General features: G+C 67.2%; 21 protein-coding genes and 1 tRNA gene. 10 read left to right on the top strand and 12 right to left on the bottom strand.

The genetic code is table 11. From position 1 onward, the window contains the following. The 3 genes from C5B97_RS12870 to C5B97_RS12860 all read left to right on the top strand — a co-directional run bounded on the left by C5B97_RS12870 (nt 1) and on the right by C5B97_RS12860 (nt 3751). A complete protein-coding gene (locus C5B97_RS12870; protein ID WP_104312389.1) occupies nt 1-1344 on the top strand; it encodes an LLM class flavin-dependent oxidoreductase in 1344 nt (447 codons plus the stop codon). A 200-nt stretch (nt 1345-1544) separates the two neighbouring features. Further along, nucleotides 1545-2894, top strand: coding sequence for a M20/M25/M40 family metallo-hydrolase (locus C5B97_RS12865; RefSeq protein ID WP_104312388.1), 1350 nt, complete (start codon nt 1545-1547; stop codon nt 2892-2894). Between the two features lie 104 nt (nt 2895-2998). Beyond that, nucleotides 2999-3751 carry a MerR family transcriptional regulator gene (locus C5B97_RS12860; protein ID WP_104312387.1) on the top strand — a complete coding sequence of 251 codons (753 nt, stop codon included), beginning with the start codon at nt 2999-3001 and terminating at the stop codon, nt 3749-3751. 102 nt (nt 3752-3853) lie between these two features. Here C5B97_RS12860 and C5B97_RS12855 read toward each other — a convergent pair whose 3' ends face one another. The 3 genes from C5B97_RS12855 to C5B97_RS12845 form a co-directional block, all read right to left on the bottom strand. Beyond that, nucleotides 3854-5680 carry an ABC-F family ATP-binding cassette domain-containing protein gene (locus tag C5B97_RS12855; RefSeq protein ID WP_104312386.1) on the bottom strand — a complete coding sequence of 609 codons (1827 nt, stop codon included), beginning with the start codon at nt 5678-5680 and terminating at the stop codon, nt 3854-3856. A gap of 61 nt (nt 5681-5741) precedes the next feature. Beyond that, nucleotides 5742-6332: a MarR family winged helix-turn-helix transcriptional regulator gene (locus C5B97_RS12850; protein ID WP_104312385.1), complete on the bottom strand. Its 591-nt coding sequence runs from the start codon at nt 6330-6332 to the stop codon at nt 5742-5744. An 86-nt stretch (nt 6333-6418) separates the two neighbouring features. Further along, on the bottom strand, nt 6419-6871 hold the full coding sequence (locus C5B97_RS12845) for a nuclear transport factor 2 family protein (RefSeq protein ID WP_104312384.1): 453 nt from the start codon (nt 6869-6871) through the stop codon (nt 6419-6421). A 123-nt stretch (nt 6872-6994) separates the two neighbouring features. Between C5B97_RS12845 and C5B97_RS12840 the strand changes: the two genes are divergently transcribed. From C5B97_RS12840 to C5B97_RS12830, 3 genes are all read left to right on the top strand, one after another. After that, nucleotides 6995-7066: transfer RNA gene (locus tag C5B97_RS12840), tRNA-Gln, on the top strand. 74 nt (nt 7067-7140) lie between these two features. Continuing rightward, nucleotides 7141-8586, top strand: a complete 1446-nt coding sequence (gene glmU / locus C5B97_RS12835; protein WP_104312383.1) for a bifunctional UDP-N-acetylglucosamine diphosphorylase/glucosamine-1-phosphate N-acetyltransferase GlmU — start codon at nt 7141-7143, stop codon at nt 8584-8586. Between the two features lie 34 nt (nt 8587-8620). Then, nucleotides 8621-9598 carry a ribose-phosphate diphosphokinase gene (locus C5B97_RS12830; protein WP_104312382.1) on the top strand — a complete coding sequence of 326 codons (978 nt, stop codon included), beginning with the start codon at nt 8621-8623 and terminating at the stop codon, nt 9596-9598. 111 nt (nt 9599-9709) lie between these two features. Here the strand turns inward: C5B97_RS12830 and C5B97_RS12825 are convergent, their stop codons facing one another. The 9 genes from C5B97_RS12825 to C5B97_RS12785 form a co-directional block, all read right to left on the bottom strand. Continuing rightward, entirely contained in the window at nt 9710-10177 is a 468-nt protein-coding gene (locus C5B97_RS12825) for a hypothetical protein (RefSeq protein ID WP_146080817.1), read from the bottom strand. Between the two features lie 62 nt (nt 10178-10239). Beyond that, complete coding sequence (locus C5B97_RS12820) at nt 10240-10845, bottom strand: HD domain-containing protein (protein WP_104312380.1); 606 nt, start codon at nt 10843-10845, stop codon at nt 10240-10242. Nucleotides 10846-10944: 99 nt separating this feature from the next. Continuing rightward, on the bottom strand, nt 10945-12333 hold the full coding sequence (locus C5B97_RS12815) for a glycoside hydrolase family 32 protein (RefSeq protein WP_104312379.1): 1389 nt from the start codon (nt 12331-12333) through the stop codon (nt 10945-10947). 81 nt (nt 12334-12414) lie between these two features. Next, nucleotides 12415-14028, bottom strand: coding sequence for an ABC transporter substrate-binding protein (locus C5B97_RS12810; RefSeq protein ID WP_104312378.1), 1614 nt, complete (start codon nt 14026-14028; stop codon nt 12415-12417). Nucleotides 14029-14093: 65 nt separating this feature from the next. Continuing rightward, nucleotides 14094-15083 (bottom strand): carbohydrate ABC transporter permease, encoded by a 990-nt coding sequence (locus tag C5B97_RS12805; RefSeq protein ID WP_104312622.1) that lies wholly within the window; start codon nt 15081-15083, stop codon nt 14094-14096. 5 nt (nt 15084-15088) lie between these two features. After that, nucleotides 15089-16075 (bottom strand): sugar ABC transporter permease, encoded by a 987-nt coding sequence (locus tag C5B97_RS12800; RefSeq protein ID WP_104312377.1) that lies wholly within the window; start codon nt 16073-16075, stop codon nt 15089-15091. Beyond that, the gene (locus tag C5B97_RS12795; RefSeq protein WP_104253717.1) at nt 16072-17103 is read right to left on the bottom strand and encodes a LacI family DNA-binding transcriptional regulator; all 1032 of its coding nucleotides are present in this window, start codon (nt 17101-17103) and stop codon (nt 16072-16074) included. The genes C5B97_RS12800 and C5B97_RS12795 overlap by 4 nt, the downstream gene beginning before the upstream one ends. Nucleotides 17104-17317: 214 nt before the next feature. Next, the gene (locus tag C5B97_RS12790) at nt 17318-18391 is read right to left on the bottom strand and encodes an alkene reductase (RefSeq protein WP_104312376.1); all 1074 of its coding nucleotides are present in this window, start codon (nt 18389-18391) and stop codon (nt 17318-17320) included. 169 nt (nt 18392-18560) lie between these two features. Continuing rightward, nucleotides 18561-19751 (bottom strand): ROK family protein, encoded by a 1191-nt coding sequence (locus C5B97_RS12785; protein ID WP_104312375.1) that lies wholly within the window; start codon nt 19749-19751, stop codon nt 18561-18563. 135 nt (nt 19752-19886) lie between these two features. On the opposite strand from C5B97_RS12785, the gene C5B97_RS12780 reads away from it, so the two are divergent. From C5B97_RS12780 to C5B97_RS12765, 4 genes are all read left to right on the top strand, one after another. Next, nucleotides 19887-21167 carry an extracellular solute-binding protein gene (locus tag C5B97_RS12780; RefSeq protein WP_308471454.1) on the top strand — a complete coding sequence of 427 codons (1281 nt, stop codon included), beginning with the start codon at nt 19887-19889 and terminating at the stop codon, nt 21165-21167. 77 nt (nt 21168-21244) lie between these two features. Continuing rightward, on the top strand, nt 21245-22153 hold the full coding sequence (locus tag C5B97_RS12775; protein ID WP_258068276.1) for a carbohydrate ABC transporter permease: 909 nt from the start codon (nt 21245-21247) through the stop codon (nt 22151-22153). Then, nucleotides 22153-23034: a carbohydrate ABC transporter permease gene (locus C5B97_RS12770; RefSeq protein ID WP_104312372.1), complete on the top strand. Its 882-nt coding sequence runs from the start codon at nt 22153-22155 to the stop codon at nt 23032-23034. Before C5B97_RS12775 ends, C5B97_RS12770 begins: the two co-directional genes overlap by 1 nt. 85 nt (nt 23035-23119) lie before the next feature. After that, nucleotides 23120-24817, top strand: a complete 1698-nt coding sequence (locus tag C5B97_RS12765) for an alpha-amylase family glycosyl hydrolase (RefSeq protein ID WP_104312371.1) — start codon at nt 23120-23122, stop codon at nt 24815-24817. The last annotated feature ends 24 nt before the right edge of the window (nt 24818-24841 follow it).

The raw sequence follows: 24841 nt of genomic DNA, 5'->3' as shown, positions 1-24841 counted from the left end.
ATGACACAGCACAGCACGGGCGCGACTCGGCCATCGGCGAGCGCCGAGGGCTCCGGCCAGATCCAGTTCGGCGTCTTCTTCCAGGGCGTGAACTCGACGACCATCTGGTCGAGCGAGCAGAGCGGCTCACAGACCGAGTTCGAGTCGTTCCGCCGCATCGCCCAGACGGCCGAGCGCGGCCTCTTCTCGGCGTTCTTCCTCGGCGAGGGTCTTCGCCTGCGCGAGCACCTCGGCAAGATCCACGACAACGACGTGGCCGGGCGACCGGATGGCATCACGCAGCTCGCCGCGCTCGCACCCATCACCGAGAAGATCGGCCTCGTCGCCACGCAGAACACGACCTACAACGAGCCGGCCGACCTCGCGTACCGCCTCGCGAGCCTCGACCTCCTCAGCGAGGGACGCGCCGCGTGGAACATCGTCACGACCGACAACGCGTGGACCGGCGCCAACTTCCGCCGCGGCGGGCACCTCGCCCACGAGCACCGGTACGACCGCGCTGCTGAGTTCGTTCGAGCGGCCAAGCAGCTGTGGGCGAACCGGGGCGGAGTCGACGTCGACGGTGAGTTCATCCGCTTCGTCACCGACCGTGTTCTCCCGCAGAGCCCGCAGTCGCGGCCCGTGCTGTTCCAGGCCGGCGACTCGAGCCAGGGGCGCGACTTCGGCGCCGAGCACGCCGACGTCATCTTCTCCGCGCATCCCGAGCTGGAGGGCGCGACCGCGTTTGCCGCCGACCTGCGCGAGCGGCTCACGAAGTTCGGTCGTGCCCGCGACGAGCTCGCATTCTTCCCCGGCGCGACCATCGTCGTCGGCGGGACGCCGAAGGAGGCCGAGGAGAAGGCGCGCTGGGTGCGCGAGCACCAGATCTCGCCCGCGACGTCCCTGCGCTATCTGGAGCAGTTCTGGGGCAAGGATCTCTCGCACCTCGACCCAGACGGACCGCTGCCCACCGAGGACCCGGTGGTCGCCGTCACCGACGGCACCCGTGGCACCGCGTTCCAGAACGCGGAGGCGCTTGAGCTCGCGCAGCAGTGGCGCGAGAAGTCCGAAGCGCTCGGCCTCTCCATCCGCGACTTCGTCATCCACCTGTCCTCGCAGCGCGGATTCGTCGGCAGCGTCGACGAGGTCGCCGACACGCTCACGGAGCTGGCCCGGAGCGGGGCGGTCACTGGCATCAACCTGACGCCGTACCTCGTGCCGTCCGGCCTCGACGACATCGTCGACGAGCTCATCCCAGCTCTGCAGGAGCGCGGCTCGTACCGCACCGAGTACCCGGGAACCACGTTGCGCGAGAACCTCGGACTGCCGGCGGTCGTCGAGGACCTGGTGCCCGCGGGCGCCTGAGCGTCGCTGTCATCACGCCGGCCGCAGCGCCGGAAGCCGGCCGATTCCTCTGCGAAGGGCGTTCGTGGACGTGCACCGGTGGTGTCGACTGGTGGCTTCTGGGACCCCGGCCCTGCACGTTCGCGCGTCCCCGGCAGGCCACGTGACCCCGTGCAACGCCCGAGCACGCGGACCCGCCGCCTTTCGCCCAGGATGAGGGCATGACTTCGCTTCGCGACGAGACCGTGGCCCTCCTGCAGCAGCTCATCCGCGCCGAGACCGTCAACGACGGCGCGCTCGCCTCCGGCAACGAATGGCGCGCCGCCGCGGTGCTCGAGGCGTTCTTCGCCGGCAGCGGCGTCGAGCTGACGCGCGTCGAGCCGTTCCCGGGACGCGTCTCGGTGGTCGCTCGTCTCGCGGGCACGGACCCCGCGGCGGAATCGCTGGCGCTCGTCGGGCACACCGACGTCGTGCCCGTGAAGGCCGCCGACTGGGTGCATCCGCCACACTCGGGCGAGCTCATCGACGGCGAGGTGTGGGGTCGAGGCGCCGTCGACATGCTCTTCCTCACCGCCTCGTACGCGGTCATCTTCAAGCGGTTCGCGACGAGCGGATTCGCGCCAACCGGTGATCTCGTCTTCGCGGCCGTCGCCGACGAGGAGCAGGGGAGCCGAGCCGGCGTCGGCTGGTTCTCCGAGAACGACTGGGCGACGATCGCCGCAGACAACGTGCTCACCGAGTGGGGCGGCGCGCGACTCGGCGGAGTCGGCAGCACCGCCATCACGGTGGGCGTCGGCGAGAAGGGTGCTGCTCCGCGGCGCATCGTCGTGCGCGGCGACGCGGCGCACGCGTCTGCTCCCTGGGGGCGCTCGAACGCGGCCGTGACGCTCGCCAAGGTCGTTGATCGCCTGCAGGACGTGGCCCCGGCACCGCGCATCAGCGAGCAGTGGCTTGAGACGCTCGCGGCGCTGGAACTGCCCGCCGGACTCAGCGCTCGTCTCGCCGACCCGGCCACGATCGACGACGCCATCAACGAGTTGAGCGCGCATCCCGAGCTCGGTGAGCTCGTCCCGTTCGTGCACGCCTGGACCCACACGACCGTCGCCGTGACGATCGTCGAAGCTGGCTCGAAGGTCAACGTGATTCCCGACAGCGGGTCGATCTCGCTCGACATCCGCGTGCTGCCCGGTGTCACGGAGGAGGACGTCGCGGCGCACCTCGCGGCGATCGCAGCCGAGTTCCCCGGCCTCGTGAGCGTCGAGGGCGACTGGTTCTCGCCGGCCAACGAATCGGCGACGACCACCCGCCTCTACACGCAGATCGAGCAGACCCTCGCCGAGTTCGTGCCCGGAGCGAAGCCCGCGCCGATCCTCGGCGTCGGCGGCTCCGACGCGCGCTTCTACCGGCTGCACGGCGCCAACGCGTTCGGCTTCGGCATCCTCAGCCCTGAGCTGACCTTCTCCGTCGCGCGCAACCGCTTCCACTCCGCCAACGAGCGTCTCGACCTCGAGTCGATCGACCTCACGGTGCGCGGCCTCGACCACGTCGTCAGGAACTTCCTCTCAGCGTGACGCTTGACCTTGACGTTGCGTCAACTTCTACAGTCGTTCTCGAGCGGTTCGCTTCTCCCGAAGATCGGGGGAGCCGCTCGTACGATCTGGGAGAGGATGCGGTCATGGAGTGGTCGATCGGCGAGGTGGCGAAGCAGTCGGGGGTGACCTCGCGCACTTTGCGGCACTACGAGAGCATCGGCTTGCTGCGGCCGAGCAGCACGGGCAGAAACGGCTATCGCTACTACGACGAGGGCGCGCTCGTGCGACTGCAGCGCATCCTGTTGCTTCGCGAGCTGGGCGTCGGCCTCGTCGCCATCGGCGATGCGCTTGCCGGGCGGAGCGACGACGTCGCTGCCCTCGAGACGCACCTCGGCTGGCTGAACGACGAACGAAGCCGCCTCACGACGCAGATCGGATCGGTGCGCGCGACTCTCGCCGCGCTCCAAGGGAAGGAGACGCTCATGCCTGAGCAGATGTTCGACGGGTTCGACCACACGCAGTACGAGGACGAGGTTGAGGAGCGCTGGGGCGCCAAGGCGTACGCCGACGGCGACACCTGGTGGCGTGGTCTCGGCGAGGAGGGCAAGCAGGGGTTCCTGGAGGAGCAGACGCGGATCCAGGATGCGTTCAGCGCGGCCCAGACTGCAGGTCACGGCCCCGACAGCGACGAGGCGCAGGCCGCGGCGCGCCGGCAGTTCGAGTGGGTCAAGGCCGGCTGGAACGGAGAGATCCCCAGCGCGGAGGCGTTCGCGGGCCTCGGCGAGATGTACATCGCCGACGAGCGGTTCGGCAAGAACTACACGCGCGTGCACGCCACGGGCGCCGAGTTCGTGCGCGACGCGATGCGCGTCTACGCCGAGCGCAACCTCGCGTAGGGCGAGTGCCGGCCCCGCGAGCTGCCGCAAAGGGTCGCCGTTCGTCGCGAATGGCGACCCTTTGCGGCAACTCGCGAGGTGTCTTGGAGGGGCGAGCTCAGGCTACGCTTCGAGCACCTCGGAGAGCTCGAGCCAGCGCTCTTCGAGGGCGTCGACCTCGGCCGCGAGCGCCTGGCGCTTCGCGGTGATGACGCCGAGCCCTTCGTAGTCGCCCTGGTCGTGGGCGGCGAGCTCCGCGTCGACCTTTTTCATCGACTGCTCGATCTTCTGGATCTTCCTCGTGATGCCCTGCACCTCCTTCTCTGCCGAGCGGCGGTCGGCGCCTCCCAGAGAGAGGCCGGTCGAGGCAGATGCGGAGGAGGACGACGAACCGCTGGCCGCCGCATCCGTCGTGCTGGAGAGCGTGGCGGGGGCTGAGCCCTTGAGGCTGTTCGAGCGCAGCTCGAGGTACTGGTCGACGCCGCCGGGGAGGTGGCGGAGGCCGCCATCCCACACCGCGTACTGCTGGTCGGTGACGCGCTCGAGCAGGTACCGGTCGTGCGAGACGACGAGGAGGGTGCCAGGCCACGTGTCGAGGAGGTCCTCCATGGCGGCGAGCATGTCGGTGTCGAGGTCGTTGGTGGGCTCGTCGAGGATGAGCACGTTCGGCTCGTCGAGCAGGATGAGGAGCAGCTGCAGGCGGCGGCGCTGGCCACCCGAGAGGTCCTTGACGGGGGTCTGCAGCTGGGTGGTCGTGAAGCCGAGGCGCTCGAGCAGCTGCGACGGCGTCATCTCCTTGCCGCCGGACACGTAGCTCGACTTCTGGCGGGCGACGACCTCGCGGACGCGGTCGTTCTGGTGCTCGTCGAGCTCGGCGAGGCGCTGCGAGAGGGTCGCGATCTTGACGGTCTTGCCGCGCTTGACCTTGCCGCTCGTGGGCTCGAGGCTGCCGGCGACGAGGTTGAGCAGGGTCGACTTGCCGGCGCCGTTGACGCCGAGGATGCCGGTGCGCTCGCCGGGCGCGATGCGCCACTCGATGTCGCGCAGCACTTCCTTGTCGCCGAAGGTCACGCCCACGTCGAGGAGGTCGACGACGTCCTTGCCGAGGCGGGCGGTCGCGAGCTGGGACAGCTCGACGGGGTTGCGGACGGGCGGCTCGTCCTCGATGAGCTGCGTGGCCGCCTCGATGCGGAACTTCGGCTTCGCCGTGCGGGCGGGGGCGCCGCGGCGCAGCCAGGCGAGCTCCTTGCGCATGAGGTTCTGGCGCTTCGACTCGATGGCGGCGGACTGGCGGTCGCGTTCGACGCGTTGCAGGATGTACGCCGCGTAGCCGCCCTCGAACGGGTCGAGCACGCGGTCGTGCACCTCCCACGTGGTCTGGCACACCGCATCCAGGAACCACCGGTCGTGGGTGACGACCACGAGCCCGCCCTGGTTCTTCGACCAGCGGGAGTTGAGGTGCCCCGCGAGCCACGCGATGCCCTCCACGTCGAGGTGGTTGGTGGGCTCGTCGAGCATGATGATGTCGTCGTCGCCGATGAGCAGGGCGGCGAGGGCGACGCGCCGCTGCTGTCCGCCGGAGAGGTCGCCGATCTTGTCGGTCCACTCGAGGTCGCCGGCGAGGCCGTTGACGACGTCGCGGATCTTCGCGTCGGAGGCCCAGTCGTGGTCGTCCATGTCGCCGACGATGGCCTGCTTGACGGTGAGCTCGGGGTCGAGGGTGTCTGCCTGGTCGAGCATCCCGACGCGCACGCCGCGCCGCCGCGTGACCTTGCCGCCGTCTGGCTGGATGCGGTCGGCGAGCAGCTTGAGGAGGGTCGACTTGCCGTCGCCGTTGCGCCCGACGATGCCGATGCGGTCGCCCTCTTGGATGCCGACGGAGACGCTGTCGAAGACGACTCGGGTCGGGAACTCGAGGTGGAGCGCTTCCGCGCCGAGGAGATGGGCCATCAGACCAGCTTAAGGCCGGGGTGGCCCGGCGCCCGCCGAGAAAGGGGGGGGGGGGCGGAGCTCAGTGCGCCGGGTCGTCCATGCGCAGCGAGAGTGTGCGCAGGGCAGTGGCCAGGTCGTCGCGCGTCTCCAGGTCGAGCTCGGCGAGCAGCTCGCGCTCAGCAGCGACGAGGCGGGTGAGGGCCTCGTCGACGAGGTCGCGCCCGTCGACGGTCATGGTCACGAGGATGCCGCGCCCATCATTGGGGTCGACCTCGCGGGTGACGAGGCCGCGGCCCACGAGCCGGTCGATGCGGTTCGTCATGGTGCCGCTCGAGACGAGGTTCGAGGCGAGCAGGTGCTTGGGGCTGAGGCGGTGCGGGGATCCGGCGCGGCGCAGGGCCGAGAGGACATCGAACTCCCAGAGCTCGAGGCCCGTCTCGGCGAAGGCCGCCTTGCGGAGGGCGTCGAGCTGCTTCGCGATGCGCTTCACGCGAGAGAAGATGCGCAGCGGGTCGACGTCGAGATCCGGGCGCTCCCGCGACCAGTCGCGCACGATCGTGTCGACGGTGTCGACCGGATGTGCGGCATACACGGGGCGGCCGCCCGCGTTCAGCTCACCGGCGTCGCGCGAGAAGTCGCGCTGCTGAGCTGCACGTCCGGGGGCATCCATACCCCCATTATGGCGAGTCCCGCGGTCCGGGGGCGACGCGCCGACGGGGAGCACGGCCACCGCCGAGCACTCGCGGGGTCTCCCGCCTACGAGTTGGGGTGGTGGGCATCCACTTCACGCTTCGTCACGACGAGCCCCGTCTCGGCATTGACGGGCGCCGACGTGTGCTCGTGCGCAATGGCCCACTCGCCCTTGTGCCGCACGAGCGCCCACGTGAGTCGGTTGTCCATCCATTCGAGCTCACCCTCGGGGCTGTGCCACGAGTAGCGCACGTAGCTCTCCACGACGATGACGTCGTGGTCGCCGTATGCGCGCAGGTCGGTGAACGTCGCGGAGTGCGTGCCCGACTCGATGGAGTCGAACCATTCGCCGATCGAGTCCCCCCAGGTGCCGGCCCCCTCGTGGGACCAGGTGCTCCACAGGTCGAAGACCCGGACGTCCGGTGCGTAGAGCGACATGATCGCGGTCTTGTCGCGCCCCGTGACGGCGGCCGAGTACGTGTCGGTGAATCGATTCGCGACGGCGAGGGCTTCGGACATGACGCCTCCTTGGGTCTTGTGACTCGCCAGTCTGGCGCACTCACCTCCACACCACCACCGTGGCAAGCGCGCGGCCCTCCCGGTTCTGGCACAATTGGCGAGTGCGCGCGTGAGCGGGCACGTTCCTCCTTGGTGTAACGGCAGCACGACAGCCTTTGGAGCTGTTAGGTCCAGGTTCGAATCCTGGGGGAGGAGCGGCGCGGGGGTGCTGCATGCCACCGTGGACCGTGATGGCGTTCGCATCGCGGCGCCCACAACGAGGAGGATCTGTGACCGATCGAGAACTCGCAATCGTCATCCTGGCGGCTGGCCAGGGAACACGGATGCGCTCGAGCACCCCGAAGGTGCTGCACCGACTCGGAGGCATTCCCCTCGTCGGGCACGTGCTGCACACCGCCGCCGAGCTCGGCCCTGCGCACACCGTCACCGTGGTGCGCCACGATCGTGACCGCGTCGTCTCAGCCATCCAGGACCTGGCTCCAGACACGCAGTTCGCGGACCAGGACGACGTTCCCGGCACCGGCCGGGCACTCGAGGTGGGTCTTGAGTCGCTGCCCGCGGACTTCGACGGTGTCGTCGTCGTCCTCTCCGGCGACGTGCCTCTTCTCGACTCGGGCACGATCGCCCGCATGGTCGAGCAGCACCGTCACGCGAAGAACCAGCTCACCCTCCTGAGCGCGTTCGTGCAGGAGCCGGCAGGCTTCGGGCGCATCGTCCGCTCGTCTGGCGGCGACTTCGACGAGATCGTCGAGCACAAGGACGCGAGTGAGGAGCTGCTGCGCATCTCCGAGATCAACGCGGGCGTGTACGCGTTCGACGCTCGCACGGTCCGCCAGGTGCTGAGCCGCATCGACGACTCGAACTCGCAGCGCGAGAAGTACCTCACCGACGCGGCGAAGCTCATCAAGGCGGATGCGGGGCGCATTGAGGCGATCGCCGTCACCGACCCGGAGATCGTGCAGGGCATCAACGACCGGGTGCAGCTCGCGGAGGCGCAGCGCTACTACAACGCTCGGCAGATCCGGCACTGGCAGCTCGAGGGCGTCACCGTGCACGACCCGGCGACGACCGTCATCGAGGGCAACGTGTCGCTCGGGCGCGACGTGGAGCTGCTGCCTGGCACGCAGCTGCGCGGGGCGACCTCGGTCGCCGACGGCGCCATCATCGGGCCTGACACCACGCTCGTCGACTGCGAGGTCGGCGAGGGGGCCGTCGTGAAGCGCACCGACGCGACGCTGAGCGTCATCGGGGCCGGCGCATCCGTCGGGCCGTGGGCCTACCTGCGCCCCAACACGATTCTCGGGGCGGGCGGGAAGATCGGCACGTTCGTGGAGACGAAGAACGCGCAGATCGGCGACGGCTCGAAGGTGCCGCACCTCTCGTACATCGGCGATACGGAGGTGGGTGTCAACTCGAACGTCGGAGCGGGCACGATCACCGCGAACTACGACGGCGTGAACAAGCACCGGACGACCGTTGGCGACAACGTGCGCTCCGGCTCGCACAACGTCTTCGTCGCCCCGGTTAGGATTGGCGACGGCGCTTACACCGGGGCTGGGACGGTGGTCCGCAAGGACGTCCCAGCGGGTGCACTCGCCATCAACGTCGCACCTCAGCGCAACGCCGAGGGGTGGGTGCTCAAGAACCGAGCGGGCACCGCCGCGGCCGAGGCCGCTGAGGCTGCCTCGTCGCGCGAATCAGAACCGAACGCGTAACAACAGAGCAAGCACAGGAAACGGGCGGTACAGCGTGTCTGGCATCATTACCTCCACTGAGAAACGACTTGTTCTCGTCTCCGGCAGGGCTCATCCCGAGCTGGCCGAAGCAGTCGCGGCAGAACTCGGCATCGAGCTCGGGGAGACCGAGTCGCGCACCTTCGCGAACGGCGAGATCTACGCTCGCTACGGGGAGAGCATGCGAGGGGCCGACGTGTTCGTGCTCCAGTCGCATTGCCCGCCGATCAACGAGTGGCTGATGGAGCAGCTCATCATGCTCGACGCGCTCAAGCGTGCGTCGGCGAAGCGCATCACGGTCGTGGCTCCCTTCTACCCGTATGCGCGTCAGGACAAGAAGGGTCGCGGCCGTGAGCCGATCTCGGCCCGCCTCGTCGCCGACCTCTTCAAGGCCGCTGGCGCCGACCGCATCATGTCGGTCGACCTGCACGCGCCGCAGGTGCAGGGCTTCTTCGACGGCCCGGTCGACCACCTGTTCGCCATGCCGGTTCTGCTCGAGCACTTCCGTCAGAAGCTCGACCCGGCGACGCTCACCGTCGTGTCGCCCGACATGGGCCGCGTGCGCGTCGCCGACGTCTGGAGCGACCAGCTGGATGCGCCGCTCGCGATCATCCACAAGCGCCGTGACCCGAAGGTCGCGAACCAGGTGAGCGTGCACGAGATCGTCGGTGACGTCGAGGGCCGCGTGTGCCTGCTCGTCGACGACCTCATCGACACCGGTGGAACCATCGTCAAGGCCGCGGAGGCTCTCAAGGCCGCCGGCGCGATCGGTGTCGTGGTGGCCGCGACGCACGCCGTCTTCTCGCACCCGGCCGTCGAGCGCCTCAGCTCCGACGCTATCGACGAGGTCGTCGTCACCGACACGCTGCCGCTCCCGCCGGAAAAGCGATTCGACAAGCTCACGATCCTGCCGATCGCGCCGACTCTCGCTCGCGCGATCACCGAGGTCTTCACGGACGGCTCGGTCACGTCGATGTTCGACGGCGCCGCGTAAGCGGACGAGCCTCCAGAACGCACAGACGCCCCGGCGGAACCACTCGGTTCGGACGGGGCGTCTGGCGGTTGTGGTGCTGTGAGCGATTCTTGGTGTTCCCGGGCGTTGCTCTCAGAGCGCGACGTCCAGTTCCACCGGCCCGCCTTCGTGGGGTCCGCCACACTGCGCCGTCCCGCCGACGCGGGTCCAGTCGACGTCTGACTCTGTGGTGCCGAGAACCGTCCCATCGGCGGTCCGGGCGGTGATCGTGATCGACTCGGGTGTATCCATCCCGATGGCGAGCGCCCACCGCGTGTCGGTGACCGCGGTCGCAGGGAACTCGTAGGCCTCGATGGCACCGGGCGGGCTCGTGGGAGTCGCTGCGGGTCTCGGCGCTTTCCAACAGGTCTCTTCTCCGCAGGCCTCCATGGTCTCGATGATCGCGATCGCTGCAGCGGGCCCGGTGAACTGCACGTCGACCCGATTCGTCCAGCCGATGTCCGTGCAGGCATTCGTGAATGTCGCGCATCCGCTGAGCAGAGCGGCAACCGCTAGGCCCATCAGCGTGCCGCTGAGGCGGGTCCGTTGTTGTGTCTTCACGAGGTCAGGGTAGCGGCCGTACGATTCGGGCGCGGCTTGTCGCTTGCGGCCCCTGCTGCGGACTACCGGAGGCGTTCGAGGGGGTTCTCCTCGAGCTTGCGGAGCAGCCCGCCGTCGACGAGCCTGCGGGCCGAGGTCGTCGGCTTTCGCGACGCCTGGTCGGTGACGCAGGCTCCGAACTCCGCCGCGAGGGTGCCGCGCGGATGCGCCGCGAGCACTCCCCGCAGGAACGCCTCGGGCAGTGCGTCGGGTTGGCTGCCCGTGATGTCGAGGCCGGTGGCGCGCTCGAGCAGGTACCCCTCGAGGTCGAGTTCCGGGTCGACGCTCGGCCAGTTGTGCCGCACGATGACGTCGAGGACCCGGTGGCGGCGCTCGGCGTGCCAGCCGGCGCCGGCTGTCAGGGCGACGGCGACGTGCCCGCCGGCGTGCTCGTACGAGACGGTGTGGTTGTCGTACTCGGTCACCGTTCCGAGGTCGTGCAGGACGGCGGCCACGTAGAGGAGTTCGTGGTCGATGCCGGTGCGGCCCTCGGCCGCCGCGATGCCCTCGGCCCACAGCCACGACCGCAGGGCGTGCGCGGTGATGGCGGCCGACTGGTATTCGGTGGCCAGCTCGAGGGCACCGCGAGCGGCGACGGTGTCCGGCACGGGGAAGTCGACGATGCGCATGGCCAACTGTCGCACAGTGCGCGCGGTCGGAAAAAGGCGGGGCCCACCGAAGCGGTGTCGCTTCAGCGGGCCCCGCTGGCGGTGCTGGGTCCGAACAGCTCAGTCGTGCTGCAGGATGTGCGCTCCGCTCAGTGGTGCAGTGGGGAACACCTGCTCGGTCACGGTCTGCGCCCCCTCGCCGAGGAACACCTCGATGACGGTCGCATCGACGACGACCCTGATGTCGAGCGGCCGCGGGAGGTGCGGGGCAATCGGCACCCGATTCAACGTCGCGAACTCTGCATTGAAGTCGGTGAAGCCGCTCTCGCTGCGGTCGAAGAGCAGCTGGGGCGCGTCGCCACCTTCGAAGTGGATCTGGACCCGTTCGTCGGTCTTGCCCTCCGTGTCGAGCACGAGGGTGGTGCGCCGGCCGATTTCAAGGTCGATCACGTGCTCGCTCACGTTCACCTGGCTGGTCTGCTCGCCCAAGATGGGAGCCTGTCGCAGACGTCGGCGTCCTACCGCGTCCTGGGTCAAGCTGATCTCGCGGACGAGTGACATCGCGGATCGCCACGGAGCGGTGGGTGTCTGGTTGGCGTAGTCCCAGTTGCTCGCCCACCCGATCATGAGGCGACGGCCGTCAGGGGTGTTGTTGAAGGAGACCGCTGCGTAGTAGTCGCGCCCATAGTCGAGCCAGTCGTACGAGTCGGGATCCTCGGATGTGCTGAGCCGTTCGGCGACGAACGTGGTGCCGTCGAAATCGCCGACGAAGTACTGCGTGCCGGAGCCGCCCGCTCGTGCGCCCGGGTTCATGCTGACGACGAGCACCCAGCGTGTCTCGCCTGTGGACTCGACCTGGAGGGGGAACAGGTCGGGGCATTCCCAGACGCCGCCTGTCGCGTGCGCTGGGCCGAAGTCCGAGCTGAAGGCCCAGTCGATGAGGTTGGGCGAGGTGTAGAAGAGCACCTTGCGTGCGACCGCTTCCACGACCACCATGACCCAGTGGCCGTCGTCTCCTCCATGCCAGAAGACCTTCGGGTCGCGGAACTCGGAGGAGTCGATGTCGAGCACGGGGTTGCCGGAGTACCGAGTCCACGTTGTGCCCGCATCGACGCTGTAGGCGAGCGACTGAGCCTGCAGCCCAGGCACCTCGCCAACGGGCGGGTGGGCGCTCGTGTAGATCGCCACGAGCGCGGTCTCTCCGTCGGCTGCGAAGCCGGCGGTGTTCCGGCTGTCGACGACGGCGCTGCCGGAGAAGGCCATCTCCTGCTCGTTCGCCGGGATGGCGATGGGCTTCTCTTCCCACGAGATGAGGTCCGTGGAGGTGGCGTGACCCCACGAGATGTTGCCCCATGTGCTGCCGAAGGGGTTCGTCTGGAAGAAGAGGTGATAGAGCCCGTCGTGGTGGACGAGCCCGTTCGGGTCGTTGAGCCAGGACGTCTCGGCAGTGAAGTGAGCCGAGGGCCGGAGCGGGGTCACGGCCGTTGTCGTCTGGGGAGTCGTGGTCATTGAGCGTGGTCCTTTGCAGGGGTGAAAGCGGTTGACGGGTGCGTTCGTGTGGCGGGCCCGCGCGGGCCCGCCACACGGTGGCTACTCGCCGCCCTGTTGGAAGCGGTCGTAGGCCTGTTGGTAGATGTCGGTCACCTCGGCGACGCCGAGGCCGTCGAGCTGGCTCGTGTAGCTCTCCCATTCGGCGTCGATGTTGCCGTTCACCACCCAGCTGGCGAACTTCTCCTTCACGAGACTGTTGATATCCGTGAGGGCGAAGGCGGTCTGGTCGAGTTCCTCGTTCGAGAGGAGCACGGGCGGATAGGCCTCATTGGCGGCGTAGGGCGCGTAGTTCTCGGTGACGAGTTCCTGGCGTTCCTTCGCGCGGGGTTCGGGCGCGACGACGGTCTCGAAGTCCTGGGCTGTGGTGATTTTCGGGCCGCCAGGGGCGACCTTCTGGCGACGCTCTCCCTCGGATTCACCCTCGGGGGCCGGGATCTGCACGAGGAGACCTGAAGGATCCTCTTCCAACGTCACACCGATAGGGCCCCAGTTCGATTGCGCGGACATGACGGGATCGAAGAGTCGGTCGGCCCAGCGGATGGTCGCAGCGGGGTACTGGTTGGCGCGCGTGAGCGCCATCGCGCCACGGTTGATCTCCTGGTTGTTGGAGACGCTGGCGAGGCGCTCGCCGTTGGCGCCCTCGAGAATGCCGACCAGCTCGTAGTCGGAGCTCTTCTCCTCGCCGACCATCTCCTCGAGCTCCCACCAGAAGAACGAGCCGAGGATGGGCGTCTCAGACTTGCCCTTTGAGAGGTAGGCGACGTCGTCTTGCGAGAACGACTCGGGGTCGATGATCCCATCCGCGTACCACTCGCCGAGCGCTTCGACGCCAGCGCGGTACTCGGGGGTGTTCGCAGTGAACTCGACGACGCCATCGCGGACGATGCGGTGGTCGTTGTTCTCCGGCTGGCCGCCGAGGGCGGTGACGAGGTCTGACGGGTTGGCTGCGAAGGAGTCGGTGCGGAATGAGAGGGGAATCTCGTCCGCCTTGCCGTTGCCGTTGGGGTCACCGGTCTTGAACGCCTCGAGCGCGGCCCAGTATTCGTCGATCGTGCTCGGCATCGGGAGCCCGAGTGTGTCGAGCCAGCTCTTGTTGATGTAGAGGAAGTTGGGGTGCTGCAGGATCCCCAGCTCTTCGACGGACGGCAGTGTGTAGATGTGCCCGTCGGACGCGGTCAGGGCGGCCTTGATGTCGGGCCGGGCGTCGAGGATGCCGGAGAGCGTCGGGGCGTGCTCGGCAATGAGGTCTTCCAAGGGCAGCAGCGTTCCGTTCGAGCCGTTCTGAACGATCTCGGAGTCGCTGAGGCCGGTGTTGAACAGGACATCGGGGAGCTCGTCGCCCGCCAGCATGAGGTTCTTTTTCTCTGCGTAGACCTGCTCCGGCAGATTGCGCCAGTCGATCGAGATGTTCGTGTCCGTCGCCCACTGCTGGACGAGTTCCATGGTGGTGTAGTCGGGCGCGAGTGGTGACTTGGTCCCGCCGAATGTGAGCGTCAGGGGCTCGGTGACGATGGGAAGGCCTTCGGCTTTGAAGCCGTAGTCGGCGGACAGGTCGGTGAGCTCTGCACTGCCGCCACCGCCAGAGCACCCTGTCAGCAGGAGGCCGCTGACGGTGACGAGGGCGATCGAGGTCGCGAAACGTCGCTGTTTCATAGTCGTTTACTTTCTGTCGTGGTGGAGATGAGACGGATATGTCGGTGGGAATGACAGGTAAGGAATCAGCTCTTGACGGCGCCGATCATTGCTCCCTTGGTGAAGTGCTTCTGCATGAACGGCAGAACGATGAGGAGGGGGAGACTCGAGATGACGATCATTCCGTATTTCATGAGCTCACCGAGGCGCTGCGCCGCGGCATAGGAATCGAGGGCGCCTGTGCCTCCCGCGGAATTCACCTCCGACTGGATCAGCACGTTCCTGAGCACAAGCTGCAGCGGATACTTGCTCTCGTCGTCGAGGTAGATGAGCGCATCGAAGAAAGCGTTCCAGTTCGCCACGAGGTGGATCATGATCATGAGGAAGATCAGCGGCTTCGAGAGAGGGAGCACGATCTGGAAGAAGAAGCGGAAGTCGTTGGCACCATCGAGCTGAGCGGCTTCCCGAAGTTCGCTTGGCACATTGTTCTCGAAGAACGCTCGCGCGATGATGAGGTTCCAGACGCCGACCGCACCCGGGAGGACGACGGCCCAGATGGTGTCGAGCATCCCGAGGTCTCGGACGACGAGGTACCTGGCGATCAGGCCTCCGTCGATGAACATCGTGAGGATGAAGATCAACATGAGGAATTTCCGGCCGTAGAGGTCCTTCCTCGACAGGGCGTAGGCGCCGCAGAGAATCGACACGACGCTGATGAGAGTGGCGACGCTGGTGTACAGAACCGAGTTCCCGAACCCCTGCCAGATCGCAGCGTCCGCGAAGATGCGTGCGTACCCTTCGAGCGTGAACCCCTGCGGCCAGAGCCAGACGTTGCCGTTCAGGATCTCGGACGGCTCGCTGACCGACGCGATGACGATGAAGTACAGGGGGTAGATGATGGCCGCGATGGCCAGCACCAGGGTTCCAACCGCGAACACGTTGAAGACCGGGTCGGCCATGCGTCTGCGCCAGGATTCCTTCCGGCGGCTGGCCGGGCGCCGGGATTCGGGGTGGTGCTCGGCCGGGACGTGGTGCTCGGTTGTCTCGTGCCGAGGCGCAGAAGTCGTAGAGGTCATGTTCGTCACCAGAGGGTCGACTGGCCTGCACGCTTCGCGACCCAGTTGAAGGTCAGGAGCAGCACCATGTTGATGAAGGAGTTGAAGAGGCCGATGGCGGCCGAGTAGCTGAACTGGGCCTGCTTGAGTCCGGCTTGGTAGACGTAGGTCTGAATGACCTCCGAGGTCGGCAGGTTCAGGTCTGTCTGCATGAGGAGGACCTTCTCGAAGCCGAGGTTGAACAGGTTCCCGATCGCAAGAATGAACAGGATCGTGATGACGGGCAGGATGCCCGGAATATCGATGTGACGGATTCTCTGCCACTTGTTCGCGCCGTCGACTCGGGCCGCCTCGTGCAGCGACGGATCGATGGCGGTCAGGGCGGCGAGGTAGACGATCATCGAGAATCCGGCATTCTGCCAAATGTCGGAGCCGATATACAGGGGCCTGAACCATTCCGCTGATCCCATGAAGAAGACCGGGTCGCCGCCGAACACGGTGATGGCGTTGTTGACGATTCCGGATCGCGGCGAGAAGAGCAGGTAGATCATTCCGACAACGACCACGACGGAGATGAACGAGGGTGAGTAGAGCACTGTCTGCGTGAACTTCTTGAAACGTTCGCTCTGCAGCTGATTGACGATGAGGGCCAAAATGATAGGCACGGGGAATGCGATCAGCAGCCCGAGGGCGTTCAGCGTCAGCGTGTTGGCGATCAGGCGCTCGAACTGGAACGAGTTGACGAACCGTTCGAAGTGCTCGAGCCCAACCCACGGGCTTCCGGCGAATCCGTCAGCCGGGTTGTAGTTGCGGAAGGCGATCTGCGCGCCGTACATGGGCCAGTACTTGAAGACCAGAACAGAGACGAGGGCAGGGGTAAGTAATACGTATAACTGCCAGCTTCGCAAGGCGCGACGGAACTCCGTCTTGAGATTTCGCCTCGGGCGCCTCGTCAAGAAGGGGTGACGGGGCTGCTTCCCCGTTCGCGTGGGGGTGGTGGTCTTCGTGGTCATGCCTTGGCCTTTGCTACAGACCCGCGAGTGACGACGGTGCACTCGAGTGGGATGTGAAGGGATGGGGAGGGTGTTGGGTTGAGAAGGAGATCGATGGCGGTCCTGGCCATCTGCTCGTAGGGGAGGGCGACGGTGGAGAGGCCCGGGTCGAGGTGCGGCGCAAGCATCTCGTGGTTGTCGAATCCGATGATCGAGCAGTCGTCTGGCACGGTGAGGCCGCGTGCCTCGAGGGCTCGGTACGCACCCCAGGCCGTTCTGTCGTTGCCACAGAAGATCGCCGTCGGGCGGTCTTCGCCCTCCATGAGCTGTGCGGTCAGGCGCAGTCCGTCCTCGACGATTCCCGTGCCGGAGAGGATCCAGTCCGGGTATGCCGACAGCCCGGCCTCCGTCAGGGCTCTTCGGAACCCCGCGAGGCGGCCGATGCCTGCCGGCAGGTCGCTCACTTCGGGCTGAATGTTGATCATGGCGATCTTCGTGTGCCCCGCCTCGACGAGCTGACGTGTCGCGGCATATCCGCCCATCTCCTCGTCAGGGAAGACGCTTGGGACGAGGCCGGCACGGTCCTGGGCGTTGACGACGACGGTGGGTACTCCGCTCAGGGCCTCGGGTACATCGATCACGCGGTGGTACATGGAGGCGTACACGACGCCCCGCACCCGGTACGACTGCATCATCTCGACTGCGGCCTGCTCGAGGCCGGCGTCGTTGTAGGTGTCGACAGTGAGAATCACGTTGCCGTTCTCCCAGGCGAGGAGCTGGGCTCCCTTCAGGAGGCCGCCCGCGAATGGCGAGCTTGCCACTTCGTCCGAGATGAAGCCGATCATCTCCGACTCGCCGCTGCGCAGCGTCTTCGCGAACGCATTCGTTCGGTAGTCGAGGTCGCGAACGGCCTCGAGCACACGTTCCTTGGTGGCCTCGGCAACGCGCGACCCTGCGACGTTGTTCAGGACCAGCGACACCGTGGCCTGGGATACGCCTGCGTGCTCCGCCACCTGTGCCATCGTGGTCGTCTTGGGGCGCCTCGCCATTGCCCACCTCCTTGTGGATCAGTTAATCGTATAACGCATGCTAACACGGCGGATGTGTCGCGCAAGGGCCGCAAGGGGATCGCGTCCGCGTCGCGTCCGCCTGGCACCGAATCTCAGGTGCCGGGCAGGGAGTGCCGCATCGCCCGGAGGTGTGGAATGCCGCCCGCCAGAGGGTTCTGGCGGGCGGCATTCGCTCTGTCTTCGCCTTGCGGGGCTACGCGGAGAGCCGCGGGTAGTCGGTGTATCCGACCGCGCTGTCGCCGTAGAAGGTCGCCGGGTTCGGCTCGTTCTCGGGGTGCTCGCCGAGCCAGCGCTCGACGAGGTCGGGGTTGGCGATCGCGAGGCGACCGACGGCGACGGCGTCGGCGTTGCCCTCCTTGACGAGGTTGACGGCTTCCTCGCGGGTCGTGACACGGCTGAAGCCGCTGTTCGCGATGAAGGCGCCGCCGAAGCGTGCGCGCAGGTCCTGCACGAGCTCGCCCTCGGGGTTGCTGTGGAGCACGCTCAGGTAGGCGAGGCCGAGGGGTGCGAGGCCGTCGGCGACGGCGTCGTAGGTCGCGCGCACGTCGGCGTCGTCGGTCTCGACGACGTCCTGGATGTTGTGGGCGGGCGAGAGGCGCAGGCCCACGCGGCCGGCCCCGATCGCTTCCGCGACGGCCGCGGTGACCTCGACCACGAAGCGAGCGCGCGCCTCGGGGGAGCCGCCGTACTCGTCGGTGCGCTGGTTCGAGACGGGGGAGAGAAACTCGTGCAGCAGGTACCCGTTGGCGCCGTGGATCTCGACGCCGTCGAGGCCTGCCTCGATGGCGCGGCGGGCCGCATCCACGAACTCCTCGCGAACATCGGCGAGCTCGGCCGTCGTGAGGGCGTGGGGGACCGGGTACGGCTGCTTGCCGTTGGGGGTGCGCACCTCGCCGTCGATCGCGATGGCGCTCGGGGCGACGATGCGGGGCGTGCCCGTGATGTCGGGGTGCGAGACGCGCCCGCCGTTCATGATCTGCATGACGATGCGGCCACCCTTGGCGTGCACGGCTTCGGCGACTCGGCGCCAGCCTTCGGTCTGCTCGGGGGTGACGATGCCCGGCTGGCCGGGGTAGGAGCGAGACTCGGCGCTCGGGTACGTGCCCTCGGTGATGATGAGGCCCAGGCTGGCGCGCTGAGCGTAGTGCTCCGCCACAAGCTCACCCGGTACACCCTCCGCGCTCGCACGTGTGCGAGTCAGCGGCGCCATGACGACGCGGTTGGCGAGCTGGATGTCGCCGAGGGTCAAAGGAGAGAAGAGGTCCACTGATAGTGCCTTTCGGATCGGGGGCTGAGCGCTGGTGCGTTGCCCCCCAGATCGAACAGCACGGTTGCTCGCCGCATTCCACGTCGGTGTGTTGCCGGGCGGTGAGCATTCGGTCTCTTCACCTGCGGATGGTCAGGATTCAGGACCCCAGGGGTTCAGATCCACAGCGCTACAGGTCGAGGATGCCGTCGCGCAGTGAGCGAAGCGCGTGCTGGACGGCGCCCACGGAGACCACGCCGGCTCCGAGCTCGGAGCGGACGAGCTCTGGCACCGGCAGGTGCAGGAGCGCCGGCAGCTCCTCGCGGGCCGCCGCGATGAGGCCGTCGGCTCCGGGTGCGACGCCGCCGGCGATGATGACCCGTTCGGGATCGAACAGGCTGGCCACGAGTCCGACGATGCGCGCGAGGACGCCGCCGACTTCGGCGACGATGCGGAGGGCATCGATGTCGCCCTCGTTCGCCGCCTCGAGGACGAGCTTGCCGTTGATCTCGTGGGGTGGGACGCCGAGCAGGGCGCTGTTCGGCGCCACTGCGTTCTGCTCGACGGCTGTTCGCGCGAGGCGTGCGGCGCGAAGCCCCAATCCGTCGACACCCTCCGCTCCAGCGACGAGGTCGAGGCCGAGCATCTCACCGACCCCGCCGTGCGCGCCGCGCAGCAGGCGTCCGTCGACGACGATGCCAGCGCCGAACCGCTCGCCGCTGAGGAACGTGACGAAGTCGCTGCAGTCGACGCCTCCTCCCACGCTGCCCTCGGCGACGGCCGCGAGCAGGGCGTCGTTCTCGACGCGGATGATCGGGACCTGGTCCTCGAAGACGGTGGCGAAGTCGGGGTTGGTGCGCTGCCAGAACCCCTCGACGTGCGCGGGGGAGGTGCCGCGGGCGTCCACGGGCGCCGGGACACCGACACACAGGGCGGCCACCTGATCGATGGTGTGCCTGGTCGTCGACAGCTGGTCGGTGACGACCTTCCGGAGGAGCGCTCGCCGGGTCTCAGGGGAGTCAGCGCCCGGGTCGACCTCGACCTGGCCGGAGCTGATGGTGATGCCGCGGAGGTTCGACACAGTCGTGGTCAGGTGCTCGCGTCCCGCGTCGACGCCGACCACGATGCCAGCGTCGGCCGTGAACTCAAACCGCCTAGCCGGGCGCCCCTTCTGGTAGCTGCCGTCCTCGCGGGCATTCGGCAGCTCGGTGACGAGGCCGCAGCCGGCGAGCTCGTCGAGCAGGTCGATGATCGTTGACCGAGTGAGGCCGATGCTCAAGGCCTCGGTTGCCGTGAACGCTCCTGAATCCCATGCGTACTCGAGCAGCAGCTGCAGGTTCGCGCGCTTGAGGGGCGCTGGGGTGGCGGGGAGTCTGAACACGGTGTTGACCTTTCGCTGGCCGTCGGCTTACATTACCTCCAGTAGTAAATTTAGATACAAAATTTAGTGTTCGTTTCAATGTCTGGCCTCCCCGAATCTCCCTGGGGCTGCCAGCTCAGCCCAAGGGACAATGACGTGCCATCACCATCGAAACGCTTCCGGCCCCGCACCCTGCTCCGCGCCCTCGTGGCCGCGCTTGTGCTCGTGCTCGCCGGCTCCGGCCTCGTGGCCTGCAGCAGCACCGGCCCGACCGAGGTGCGCTTCTTCCTCAGCAAGCCAGAGGCCATCCCGTACTTCCGCGAGCTCATCCAGGACTACAACTCCTCGCAGAGTGAGGTTCGCGTCGTGCTCGACACCTCCTCGAACCTGCAGGCCGGCTTCCTCCGGGGCAACCCGCCGGACCTCGGACTCCTCAACTACAACATGGAGATGGCTCGGTTCATGGAGCGCGGCGCGCTCTCCGACCTCTCCGACCTGCCTGAAGCAGACCGCATCCTGCCGGAAATCCAGAACCTCGTCGACCAGTACGCGAGCTACCCGGGACGCACGAGCGTGCTGCCCTACTCGGTGATGGCCGCATCCGTCATCTACAACAAGGACATCTTCGAGGAGCAGGGCCTCGAGGTCCCGACGACCTACAGCGAGCTCATCGAGGTCTGCGACCAGCTCAAGGCGGCGGGCATCGACCCCTTCTACGCGACTTTCAAGGACCCGTGGACTGTGAGCCAGGGCTGGTTTGACTACACCGTGGGTGGCTCCATCGACGTCGCCGGCTTCTACAACGAGCTCAACGAGCTCGGCACGGACGTCGGCCCGGACTCACCAGTCTCGTTCAAGTCGACCATGACCGACTCCGTCACCCGCATGACTGAGCTCTCCAGCGAGTACACGAACGCGGACGCCGGCAGCCGCGGCTATGGCGACGGCAACGTGGCCTTCGCGGAAGGCAAGGCCGGCATGTACCTGCAGGGCCCGTGGGCGCTCGGCGAGATCGCTAAAACGAACCCGGATGCGAACCTCGGCATGTTCCCGCTGCCCATGACCGAGAATGCCGACGACCGCGAGGTGCGCGTCAACATCGACCTCGCCGCCTGGATCCCCGAAGCCTCGAAGCACAAGGAGGAGGCGCGCGAGTTCCTGCAGTACCTCTTCCAGCCGGACATCATCAACGCCTACAACGCCGCACAGCTCGGCTTCGGCACCACGGTCGACGCCGACCCGGTCACCGACCCGCGGCTCGTCGAGCTCCAGCCGTACTACGAGAGTGCCGCCTTCTACCAGGGCCCGTCAAAGGCGATTCCACTGACGATCCCCACCGAGAACTACATGCAGGGACTCGTCACCGGGGGAGCGAGCGTCGAGTCGACGCTCAGCACACTCGACGCCGACTGGGCCCGCCTCGCGCTGCGCCAATAGATCCGCTCATGGAAACGGGCAGCACCACTCGATCACGAACCGGAATGGAGACAACAGTGTCGACCACCACCGAGGCGATCCGCACCGACGAAGCCCAGCGGGCAGGCAAGAAGCTCAGGCCACGCAGCACACGTCGAGTCGACCGGGTCTTCTACCTCTTCCTCGTCCCGACGCTCGTGCTGTTCACGATCGCCATCACGATCCCCGCCGTCATCGGCATCTTCTTCAGCTTCACGAACTCCATCGGCTTCGGCGAGTGGAACTTCGTCGGCGTCACCAACTACTTCGCCATGTTCGGCGACCCCGCCATCTGGCAGAGCTACGGCTTCACGATGGGCTTCGCGGCCGTCACCGTGATCCTCGTCAACGTGCTCGCGTTCCTCCTGGCGGTGGGGCTCGTGGCGCGCATCCGTCTCAAGGCCCCGCTGCGCACCGTGTTCGTGATCCCCATGGTCATCTCGGGAATCGTCATCGCGTTCGTGTTCAACTTCCTGTTCTCCAACGCGGTTCCGGCCCTGGGGCAGAGCCTCAACATCCCGTGGCTCTCGGAGAGTATCCTCGCGAACCCCAACCTCGCCTGGATCGGGATCGTCATCGTCACGGCCTGGCAGGCGATTCCCGGCACGCTGCTCATCTACATCGCGGGCCTCCTCGCGGTGCCCGGGGACGTGTACGAGGCCGCCGAGCTGGACGGTGCGACGAAGCTGCAGCAAATGATGCAGATCACGCTGCCGCTCGTCGCGGGCTACGTCGTCATCAACGTCATCCTCGGGTTCAAGAACTTCCTCAACGCCTACGACATCATCGTCGGCCTCACCGACGGCGGCCCGGGCACGTCGACTCGAAGCATCGCAATGACTATCTTCACCGGCTTCAGCGGTGGCGACTACGCCTACCAGATGGCCAACGCGACGTTCTTCTTCGTGATCGTCGTCGTCATCTCCCTTCTCCAGCTCCGCCTCACCCAGGGAAAGAACCAACTCTGATGGCCCTTCAGCAACCCATCGTCGGCCGCGCCAGTGTGGCCCCGGCGAACAAGAACTTCGGCGGGCGGAACCGATGGTCGACGACGATCATCCTGCTTCTGTGCGCCGTGACCGTGCTCATCCCGCTCTACGTGACCGTGGTGACCGCCTTCAAGACGACGTCGCAGGCCGTGAGCGGCAACGTCTTCGCGCTGCCGGCGCCGTTCAGCGTCGACGGCTTCGTCGAGGCCTGGAACCTCACGAACTTCCCGCAGGCGTTCGGCGTCTCCGTGTTCATCACGGCGGGCACGGTGGCCGGTGTGATCCTGCTCGCGGCGCTCGCGTCGTACGCCATCACGCGCAACTGGAACCACCGCTTCTTCCGGGGGTCGTTCTACTACCTGCTCGCGGCGATGTTCCTGCCGTTCCCGGCGGTCGCGCTGCCGCAGATCCAGATGAGCGGACTCTTCGGCCTCGACAACCCGGTCGGCGTCATCATCCTGCACGTCATGTTCCAGCTGAGCTTCTCGATCCTGCTCTTCACTGCGTTCCTGCGGTCGATCCCGGGCGAGCTCGAGGAAAGCGCGCGCATCGACGGGGCCAGCACCTGGCAGACGTTCTGGCGGGTCATCTTCCCGCTGCTCGCCCCGATGAGCGCCACGGTCGGCATCTTCGCCTTCCTCGCGTCCTGGAACGACTTCATGATGCCGTCGCTCATCATCTCCGACCCGGCGATGCAGACGCTGCCCGTCGTGCAGAAGATCTTCCAGACCCAGTTCAGCAACAACTACAACGTCTCCTTCGCCTCCTACCTCATGGCGATGGCGCCCGCCCTGATCGCTTACCTGTTCACGCAGCGGTGGGTCATGGAGGGCGTCACGCAGGGCGCGGTCAAGGGCTGAACGCATCCCCGGCCAGCGCCTCCTCCTCCCAAGCAACGCCTCTCTCACCCCAGACCACCAACAACCCCCAAGGAATACTTCGACTATGAGCTCGACCTTCTCGGCAGAGACCGACGTCCTCACCCGCTCCCACCCGCACGACGCCGACTGGTGGCGTCATGCGGCTGTCTACCAGATCTACCCGCGCAGCTTCGCGGACGCGAACGGCGATGGGCTCGGCGACCTGCCGGGCATCACCGAGAAGGTGCCGTACCTACAGGGGCTCGGCATCGATGCCGTCTGGCTCAGCCCCTTCTACCCTTCCGAGCTCGCCGACGGCGGCTACGACGTCGCCGACTACCGGAACGTGGATGCGCGTCTCGGCACGCTCGACGACTTCGACGTCATGGTCGCGGCCCTCCACGGCGCAGGGATCCGCGTGATCGTGGACATCGTGCCCAACCACTCGTCGGATCAGCACGCGTGGTTCCAGGCTGCCCTCGCGGCGGGGCCAGGGTCGCCGGAGCGCGAGCGCTACATCTTCCGTGACGGGAAGGGGCCGGATGGAGCCGAGGCGCCGACCGACTGGGAGTCGGTATTCGGCGGACCGGCCTGGCATCGGGTCGAGGACGGCCAGTGGTACTTCCACAACTTCGCGGTCGAGCAGCCCGATTTCAACTGGGCGAACCCGGAGGTGCGCGAGGACTTCCTGCACACGCTGCGCTTCTGGTCGGATCGCGGCGTCGACGGCTTCCGCATCGATGTCGCGCACATGCTGACGAAGGACCTCAGCGGGGAGCTGCCCTCGAAGGCTCAGCTCGACGCGCTGCCCTTCGACGGACACCACCCGATCATCGACCGTGACGACGTGCACGAGGTGTACGCCGAGTGGCGCAAGGTGTTCGATTCGTATGACCCGCCGCGCACCGCGGTCGCGGAGGCGTGGGTTGAGCGTGACCGTCGGCCGCGCTATGCGAGCCCGGAGGGGCTCGGGCAGGCGTTCAACTTCGACCTCCTCGAGGCCGACTTCGAGGCGGCGCAGTTCTCGAGCATCGTCGCTGACAATCTCGAGCTGGCAGAGCGTTCCGGTTCGTCGACCACCTGGGTGCTGTCGAACCATGACGTGGTGCGGCACGCGACCCGGTATGGCCTCCCGCATGTGGAGCGGAACGAGAAGGGGCACCCGCTCGTGAAGCACGGCGCGGAGTGGCTGCTCTCTGGTGGTGCGCGTCCGACGCTTGACGCTGAGGGCGGCCTGCGGCGTGCTCGCGCGGCGACGCTGTTCACGCTCGGGCTGCCGGGTTCGGCGTACCTCTATCAGGGTGAGGAGCTCGGTCTTCACGAGGTCGCCGGGATCCCGGACGTTGACCGCCAGGATCCGACGTTCTTCCGCAACCCGGGGGTGGACATCGGTCGCGATGGCTGCCGTGTTCCCCTGCCCTGGGTGGCCGAGGGCCGGTCGTTCGGTTTCGGGGAAGCGGATGCGCACCTCCCTCAGCCCGCATGGTTCGGTGCGTCGGCCGTCGAAGTGCAGGATGGTGATGCGGGCTCTGTGCTCGCGCTGTACCGCCGCGCGCTTGCGCTCCGTCACGAGCTGCAGAGCGGTGAGCATCTTGAGTGGCTGTCGAGCGCGCGCGCGGATGTGCTTCGTTTCTCTCGCCCGAACGGGTGGGAGGTCGTCACGAACTTCGGCGCAGAACCCTTCGAGCTGGGTTCCGATGCCGAGGTTCTGCTGCGCAGCGACCTCGGGGATGGCGCGACGCTGGCGGGGGAGACGACCGCCTGGGTGCGCCGCCGCGGGTAGCCAGCCCAGACTGCCACTGCGGTG

The organism is Pseudoclavibacter sp. RFBB5, assembly GCF_002931555.1.
Lineage (GTDB): Bacteria > Actinomycetota > Actinomycetes > Actinomycetales > Microbacteriaceae > Pseudoclavibacter.
This window is presented reverse-complemented; position numbering and strand designations above follow the sequence as displayed.